This window comes from Streptomyces sp. UNOB3_S3 (genome assembly GCF_020740895.1).
Lineage (GTDB): Bacteria > Actinomycetota > Actinomycetes > Streptomycetales > Streptomycetaceae > Streptomyces.
Window position 1 is genome coordinate 1 of record NZ_JAILXP010000372.1, and the last position, 6,885, is coordinate 6,885.

Sequence of the window (6,885 nt, forward strand, 5' to 3'; positions counted from 1 at the left end):
ATGCCCGGGGGGATCGTTCCGTTGAGGATGCCGGGGAGCCCTGGGGCGGGCAGCGGGCGGGTCATGGGTGCACCACCGCTTCGAAGGTCTCGTAGTGGTCGCCGGTGTAGTAGCGCTCGGAGTGCTCGCCGGTGATGATGCGCCGGGCGCCTCTGTTGCGGGCGCCGGGGGTGGGGACGGTGTACTCGTGGTAGTAGCCGCGGGCCTGCTTGGGGAGCCGGTTCTCGTAGTTGCCGAAGACGGTGCCGTCCTTGTCGTAGGGGAACGGTCCGCCCTTGGCGATGAGTTCGAGGGTACGGCGTGCCTCGGGGGGCAGCTTGTCCTCGGTGACGGTCTTCATGCCCTTCGCCCAGGCGGGCGCGGAGCCCCGTGGTGGTGGCGTCGTGGCGGCCGGGGTCCGGGGTTTCTCCGTCTTCTGGCTCCCCGGTGAGGAGCAGGCGGGGAGCAACAGCAGCGGCAGGGCTGCCAGCAGGAGGGTCAGGGCGCGCATGAGGCGGCTCTGCCGTGGTCCGATATGTCGAAGTACATGAAGCACGCTCCATATGGTCGCAGTGCCGGTGGTCCGTGCGTCGCTAGGCTGGCGCTTTCAGCTGTCCGCGCGTATTGGAGGTGTCCTGGTGTCCGAGCAGAAGCGTCGGCCGCTCCCCCACGATTTTCATCCCCCGGTGCCTTCGTTCCTCGTGGTGAGCGATGACGTGACGTCCGGGGCGAGGCTGAAGGACGATCAGGTCCTCGCGGGTGGCAATGTGTCGCCGCACCTGCGCTGGGAGGGCGCCCCCGAGGGGACGAAGAGCTTCGCGGTGACGTGCTACGACCCGGACGCGCCGACCGGCAGCGGTTTCTGGCACTGGGTCGTCTTCGACATCCCGGCCGGTGTCACCGAGCTGCCGGCCGGTGCGGGCAGCGGTGGGATGAAGGGGCTGCCCGCGGGTGCGGTGCACGCGCGCAACGACTACGGCACCCGTGACTTCGGTGGCGCCGCGCCGCCGGCCGGGGACGGGCCGCACCGGTACGTCTTCACGGTGTACGCGGTGGACCGGGAGAAGCTGGGGCCGGACGAGGCCGCCTCGCCGGCCGTGGTCGGCTTCCACCTGCGCTTCCACGCGCTGGGGCGGGCGCAGCTGATCGGTGAGTACGAGGTTCCGGCGGCCGGCTGACGTCCTTGTGCCCCGTCACGCGCGGGCGGGCGACCGGAAATTCCGTTGCGCCGGGCGGGCGGGGATCGCACAGTGGTGGTGCCTGACTGGCGGCTTCGCATGCGGCCGTCGGGCAGCGGGTACCGCAGTGGCGGGGACGGTGGGGCGCTGGTGCGCCGGCCGTCTGCCGGAGTCCGGCTCGTGTGCCGGGCGGCCGCGCCCGCTGCTGTAACGCTCCGGGCCCGGGGTTTTCACGGGGGCAGGGCCCGGAGCGTTATTTTCTCTCCCCCTGCTTACCTGAGCAGCATCTGCACGATCGCGACGATGCCGACGGCGACGATGACGCCGCGCAGGACCGTGGGCGAGAGCCTGCGGCCGACCTTCGCGCCTATCTGGCCGCCGATGGTGGAGCCGACGGCGATCAGGAGGACCGCCGTCCAGTCGACGTCGGCGACGAAGACGAAGAAGAGCGCGGCGACGCCGTTGACGATGACGGCGAGGACGTTCTTGAGGGCGTTGACGCGCTGGAGCTCTTCATGGAGCAGGACGCCCATGAGCGAGAGGTAGAGGACGCCCTGGGCGGCGCCGAAGTAGCCGCCGTAGGCGCTGGCGAGGAGCAGTCCGGCGATCAGGGCGGGGCCGCCGTCGGTGGGAGCGGTGGTGCCGTTGCGTTCGCGGCGGCGGGCGAGGGCCCTGGCGAGCCGGGGCTGGAGGACGACGAGCACCAGGGCGAGGGCGATGAGCGCGGGCACGATCGCGTCGAACGCCTGCGACGGGAGGGCGAGGAGCAGGATCGCGCCCGAGAGGCCGCCGATGAGCGCGGTGGTGCCGAGGCGGAGGACTCGGCGGCGCTGGCCGCGCAGTTCGCGGCGGTAGCCGATGGCGCCGCTGATGGCTCCGGGGACCAGGCCGAGGGTGTTGGAGACGTTGGCGGTGATCGGGGGGAGTCCGGTGGCGAGGAGCACCGGGAAGGTGATCAGGGTGCCGGAGCCGACGATGGTGTTGATGGTGCCCGCGCCGACGCCGGCGGCGAGGACCGCGAGTGCTTCCCAGATGGACAAGGCCATCTCCTTCGCTTCAGTGTGTCGCCTCCCCGCCCTGAGGGGGTCGGGGGGCCGCACTGATCATGCATGAATCGATCATGCATGAGGAAGGAGAGGGCTTCAGTCGATCGGGGGCTGCTCGCGGCGGGGGCTCTCCTTGGTGACCTTGGGGGTGCCGCCGCCTCCGCCGCCCGGGGCGCCGAAGCTGCCGACGGCGCCGCTGAGGCCCTTGAGGGCGTCGCCGATCTCGCTGGGGACGATCCAGAGCTTGTTGGCGTCGCCCTCGGCGATCTTCGGGAGCATCTGGAGGTACTGGTAGGCGAGCAGCTTCTCGTCGGCGTCACCGGCGTGGATGGACTCGAAGACGGTGCGGATCGCCTGGGCCTCGCCCTCGGCGCGGAGGGCGGCCGCCCGGGCCTCGCCCTCGGCACGGAGGATCGCGGACTGCTTCTCGCCCTCCGCGGTGAGGATCTGCGACTGCCGGATGCCCTCGGCGGTGAGGATCGCGGCGCGCTTGTCCCGGTCGGCGCGCATCTGCTTCTCCATCGAGTCCTGGATGGAGGTGGGGGGCTCGATGGCCTTGAGCTCGACGCGGTTGACGCGGATGCCCCACTTGCCGGTGGCCTCGTCGAGGACGCCGCGCAGGGCGGCGTTGATCTCCTCGCGGGAGGTGAGGGTCCGCTCCAGGTCCATGCCGCCGATGATGTTGCGGAGGGTGGTGACGGTGAGCTGTTCGATGGCCTGAATGAAGCTGGAGACCTCGTAGGTCGCGGCGCGGGCGTCGGTCACCTGGTAGTAGATGACCGTGTCGATGTTGACGACGAGGTTGTCCTGGGTGATCACCGGCTGCGGCGGGAACGGGACGACCTGTTCGCGGAGGTCGATGCGGTTGCGGATGGAGTCGATGAACGGGACGACGATGTTCAGGCCCGCGTTGAGTGTCCGGGTGTAGCGGCCGAAGCGTTCCACGATGGCGGCGCTGGCCTGTGGGATGACCTGCACCGTCTTCATGAGTGCGATGAAGACGAGCACCACCAGGATGATCAGGACGATGATGATCGGTTCCATCGTGGCTCAGCTCCCCGTGCCGCTGTCGTGGGTCGTGACCAGTGCGCCGGTGCAGTGGTCTTGATCAGTCTTCCAGAACCCGGTGCCACCGTGCAGGCGTTGGGCACAGCTCGTTCGGATACGACCGGTTCCCGCCGACGGGGTCAGATGACGACCGCCGTGGCGCCGTCGATCTCGACGACGTCGACCTGCTGGCCCACCTCGTAGGAGCGGTCGGCGTGGAGGGAGCGGGCGGACCAGATCTCGCCCGCGAGCTTGATGCGGCCGCCGTCGCCGTCGACCCGTTCGAGGACGACGGCCTGGCGGCCCCTGAGCGCGTCGATGCCCATGGCCGTCTCGCCGCGGCGGGCGCGCTGGCGGTTGGCGATGGGGCGCACGACGGCGATGAGAGCGACGGAGACGACGGCGAAGACGATGAATTGGGCCACCGTGCCCGCGTGGAGGACGGCCGCGGTGACCGCGGCGGCGACGGCCCCGACCGCGAGCATGCCGAATTCCGGCATGGCGGTCACGACCAGCGGGATTCCCAGTCCGACGGCGGCCACGAGCCACCACACCCATGTGTCCACATGGTCATGGTAGGGGTGGTGGCCGTCCGGCGGACAGGGCGTGTGGAGGGGGCCCGGGCTCCCTTTGTGCCATTAGGCCATCGGGAGGCCCTGGGCCGTCCAGCGGTCGCCGCGCTGCTCGACGACCAGCGGCAGGCCGAAGCAGTGGGAGAGGTTGCGGGAGGTGAGCTCGAGCTCGATGGGGCCGGCGGCGAGGACCTTGCCCTGGCGGATCATCAGGACGTGGGTGAAGCCGGGGGCGATCTCCTCGACGTGGTGGGTGACCATGACCATCGAGGGGGCGAGCGGGTCCCGGGCGAGCCGGCCCAGGCGGCGGACGAGGTCCTCGCGGCCGCCGAGGTCCAGGCCGGCGGCGGGCTCGTCGAGCATCAGCAGCTCGGGGTCGGTCATCATCGCGCGGGCGATCAGGGTGCGCTTGCGCTCGCCCTCGGAGAGGGTGCCGAACTTCCGGTCGAGGAACTCGGTCATGCCGAGGACGTCGAGGAAGGCGCGGGCGCGCTGCTCGTCGACCTCCTCGTAGTTCTCGTGCCAGCCGGCGGTCATGCCGTAGGCGGCGGTGAGGACCGTCTGGAGGACGGTCTGGCTGCGCGGCAGCTTGTCGGCCAGGGCGATGCCGGCCATGCCGATGCGCGGGCGGAGCTCGAAGACGTCGACCGATCCGAGCTTCTCACCGAGGATCCGGGCGGTGCCCTTGGTGGGGAAGAGATAGCTGGAGGCGACATTGAGAAGGGTGGTCTTGCCGGCGCCGTTGGGGCCGAGGATCACCCAGCGCTCGCCCTCCTTGACCGACCAGGAGACCTGGTCCACCAGAGCCCGGCCCTCGCGGACCACGGATACGTCCACCAGTTCCAGCACATCGCTCATGAGCGCGTTGTCTCCCATTGCAGTCGCTTCGTCGCTTGCGCCTGTCGGCGCAGCCCCCAGGGAAAAACCTACGCCACCGGTTACCGATGGCAGTCCCTAGGCTGGGGGGCATGCTCGATGAGAATCGCTCAGGACGGCTCACCGCGTGGGGAAATGCCCTCCTTGCCGGATTTGCCGCCCCGGATGACGCCGCACACCACATCACCGGAAGTGACGCGGTCCACCGTGTCACCGGTTTGCCCGGCGAGTCCGGGCCGGTGGGACTGACGCTTGCGCTGGGACGGCTGAGGGCGCTGGGGGCGACGGGACTGCGGCTGGCGCTGCCGGTGCCGGGACATCCGCTGGGGCTGAGCGGCCCGCCGGAGTTCAACGCCCACGCCATGGAGGCCGAGGAGGCCGTCGTCGTCCCGGGGACGGCGCTGGGGCTGGTGCCGGAGGTGTACGAGGCGGGGCCCGAGGGCGATGTCCACGTCGAGGTGGTGTGGCACTGCATGGCCGTGCGGGACGCGCCGCCCGCCGATGTGCCGTCGCTGTCGGAGGCCGAGCGGGAGCTGGCCGAGGCGCTGCGCGAGGCGACGGAGGTGCTGACCCGGCTGGACGTGGCCGGCTCGGGTCCGGTGGCCCAGGCGGCGCTGGAGGCGTACCGGGCGCGGGCCGAGAAGAGCCGTGAGGTGCTGGCGCCGGGGTATCCGCCGAGGGCGGCGCGGGTGCTGGAGCTGGCGCAGCGGGTCGGGGCGCTGATCGGGATCGCGTACGCGCCGGGGGACGCCGAGGGACGTGAGCACGGCGCCGCGGTGAGCGCGTCGGAGATCGCGGCGCGGGCGGCGGCGCTGCGGCCGGTGGAGCGCACGGCCCGGCGGGCGCGGGTGGCCGCGTACAACGCGATGGTGGAGGAGCGGGACCGAGGGCGACACTGACGCGCCCCCGGCGACGGCGAGGCCCCGCGGACCGAGGGGTCCGCGGGGCCTCGCCGTGTGCCGGTGCGGTGCCGGCGGTGCGTCGTGGATCAGTCGCGGTCGTGGTGGTGGCCGCCGTCGTGGCGGCCGCCCTCGTGGTGGCCGTGGTGGTGCTCGGTGGTGACGTGGTGCTCGGTCATGTGGTGCTCGACCGGGGGGTTGTTGATGCAGGTGTTGCCGAACGTCGGGTTGAGGAGCCCGACGATGTCGATGGTGTTGCCGCAGATGTTGATCGGGACGTCCAGCGGGATCTGGATGACGTTGCCCGAGATGACACCCGGCGAGCCCTTGGCGACACCGGAGGCCAGCGCTCCGCCGAACCCGTCGTCATCCGTGGCGGCGGCGGGGACGACAGAGGCGCCGAGGGCGACACCGGCCGCGGCCAGAGCGAGGGCGGCCTTCTTGGCACTGTTCATAGGTGCTCTTCCTTCTGATGACTGACCTGGTCGACCCCTGCCACGGGGCCCTGCACCTATGAACGCCAATGCACCGCCGATGGCACGGCCATCGACGGCGTTTGCCCTCTTTCGGACGATTGACCTCCACCCGGATGTCGGCTCCGCCGGATGCGGAGCCGACCTGCCGACGAGGCGGCGAGGATGGAACTACGAGCTGATTACTCGTTGACGCAGAGGTTGCCCGCGGCCGGGTTCAGGGCGCCGACGACGTTGATGCTGTTGCCGCAGACGTTCACCGGGACCTCGACCGGGACCTGGATGACGTTGCCGGAGACGACGCCGGGCGACTTCTCCGCCACGCCGTGCGCGCCGTGGCCGCCGTGAGCGGAGGCGGCACCGGCGCCGGCGAGGGCGAGACCGCCGACGGCGAGCGTGACAGCAGCGGCCTTCTTGATGTTGTTCACTCTTCCTATGACCTTCCTGAGTGTTTTGCCAGAGCGTCGCCACGGCTCCCGCCGCGGTTACGTCATGGAAAACGGCCCAGGGCCATTCGGGTTGCTGGGACGGATGGGTTATCACACGACCGCATGAATCTCTGATCAGAACGCGACGTTCCGCTACTGCCCGGGACCGGCCGCCCCTCAGGCTCCGATCCCATGTCGGACGGCCCACAGCGCCGCCTGCGTCCGGTCGGCGAGGTCCAGCTTCATCAGGATGTTCGACACGTGGGTCTTGACGGTCTTCTCGGACAGGACCAGCGCCCGGGCGATCTCCCGGTTGGACCGCCCGTCCGCGATCAGGGCCAGCACCTCGCGCTCCCGCTCGGTGAGCCCGTTGCCCCTCCCCTGGCC

10 protein-coding genes are annotated in these 6,885 nt (G+C 70.7%); 2 read left to right on the forward strand and 8 right to left on the reverse strand.

Annotation, left to right across the window (positions count from 1 at the left end):
* Positions 1–61: 61 nt before the first annotated feature.
* A complete protein-coding gene (locus K6I33_RS29110; RefSeq protein WP_229357526.1) occupies positions 62–490 on the reverse strand; it encodes a ribonuclease domain-containing protein in 429 nt (142 codons plus the stop codon).
* A gap of 127 nt (positions 491–617) precedes the next feature.
* Between K6I33_RS29110 and K6I33_RS29115 the strand changes: the two genes are divergently transcribed.
* On the forward strand, positions 618–1,157 hold the full coding sequence (locus tag K6I33_RS29115; protein WP_229357527.1) for a YbhB/YbcL family Raf kinase inhibitor-like protein: 540 nt from the start codon (positions 618–620) through the stop codon (positions 1,155–1,157).
* 272 nt (positions 1,158–1,429) lie between these two features.
* Here the strand turns inward: K6I33_RS29115 and K6I33_RS29120 are convergent, their stop codons facing one another.
* The 4 genes from K6I33_RS29120 to K6I33_RS29135 all read right to left on the reverse strand — a co-directional run bounded on the left by K6I33_RS29120 (position 1,430) and on the right by K6I33_RS29135 (position 4,698).
* The gene (locus tag K6I33_RS29120; RefSeq protein ID WP_229357528.1) at positions 1,430–2,203 is read right to left on the reverse strand and encodes a sulfite exporter TauE/SafE family protein; all 774 of its coding nucleotides are present in this window, start codon (positions 2,201–2,203) and stop codon (positions 1,430–1,432) included.
* 96 nt (positions 2,204–2,299) lie between these two features.
* Positions 2,300–3,247, reverse strand: coding sequence for an SPFH domain-containing protein (locus tag K6I33_RS29125; protein WP_229357529.1), 948 nt, complete (start codon positions 3,245–3,247; stop codon positions 2,300–2,302).
* A 143-nt stretch (positions 3,248–3,390) separates the two neighbouring features.
* Positions 3,391–3,816, reverse strand: a complete 426-nt coding sequence (locus K6I33_RS29130; protein WP_229357530.1) for an NfeD family protein — start codon at positions 3,814–3,816, stop codon at positions 3,391–3,393.
* Between the two features lie 72 nt (positions 3,817–3,888).
* Entirely contained in the window at positions 3,889–4,698 is an 810-nt protein-coding gene (locus K6I33_RS29135) for an ABC transporter ATP-binding protein (RefSeq protein WP_126913552.1), read from the reverse strand.
* Between the two features lie 92 nt (positions 4,699–4,790).
* Between K6I33_RS29135 and K6I33_RS29140 the strand changes: the two genes are divergently transcribed.
* Complete coding sequence (locus K6I33_RS29140) at positions 4,791–5,597, forward strand: hypothetical protein (protein ID WP_229357531.1); 807 nt, start codon at positions 4,791–4,793, stop codon at positions 5,595–5,597.
* Positions 5,598–5,686: 89 nt separating this feature from the next.
* On the opposite strand, the gene K6I33_RS29145 is transcribed toward K6I33_RS29140, so the two are convergent.
* From K6I33_RS29145 to K6I33_RS29155, 3 genes are all read right to left on the reverse strand, one after another.
* The gene (locus K6I33_RS29145; protein ID WP_229357532.1) at positions 5,687–6,052 is read right to left on the reverse strand and encodes a chaplin; all 366 of its coding nucleotides are present in this window, start codon (positions 6,050–6,052) and stop codon (positions 5,687–5,689) included.
* Positions 6,053–6,252: 200 nt separating this feature from the next.
* On the reverse strand, positions 6,253–6,498 hold the full coding sequence (locus K6I33_RS29150) for a chaplin (RefSeq protein WP_229357533.1): 246 nt from the start codon (positions 6,496–6,498) through the stop codon (positions 6,253–6,255).
* Between the two features lie 177 nt (positions 6,499–6,675).
* The coding region (locus K6I33_RS29155) for a response regulator transcription factor (RefSeq protein ID WP_229357534.1) at positions 6,676–6,885 on the reverse strand (210 nt) is incomplete at its 5' end.

Bases quoted from the DNA above. Each gene is read 5' to 3' on its own strand.
- K6I33_RS29110 (WP_229357526.1), bottom strand. From the start codon at position 490: ATGCGCGCCCTGACCCTCCTGCTGGCAGCCCTGCCGCTGCTGTTGCTC.
- K6I33_RS29120 (WP_229357528.1), bottom strand. From the start codon at position 2,203: ATGGCCTTGTCCATCTGGGAAGCACTCGCGGTCCTCGCCGCCGGCGTC.
- K6I33_RS29125 (WP_229357529.1), bottom strand. From the start codon at position 3,247: ATGGAACCGATCATCATCGTCCTGATCATCCTGGTGGTGCTCGTCTTC.
- K6I33_RS29135 (WP_126913552.1), bottom strand. From the start codon at position 4,698: ATGGGAGACAACGCGCTCATGAGCGATGTGCTGGAACTGGTGGACGTA.
- K6I33_RS29140 (WP_229357531.1), top strand. From the start codon at position 4,791: ATGCTCGATGAGAATCGCTCAGGACGGCTCACCGCGTGGGGAAATGCC.
- K6I33_RS29145 (WP_229357532.1), bottom strand. From the start codon at position 6,052: ATGAACAGTGCCAAGAAGGCCGCCCTCGCTCTGGCCGCGGCCGGTGTC.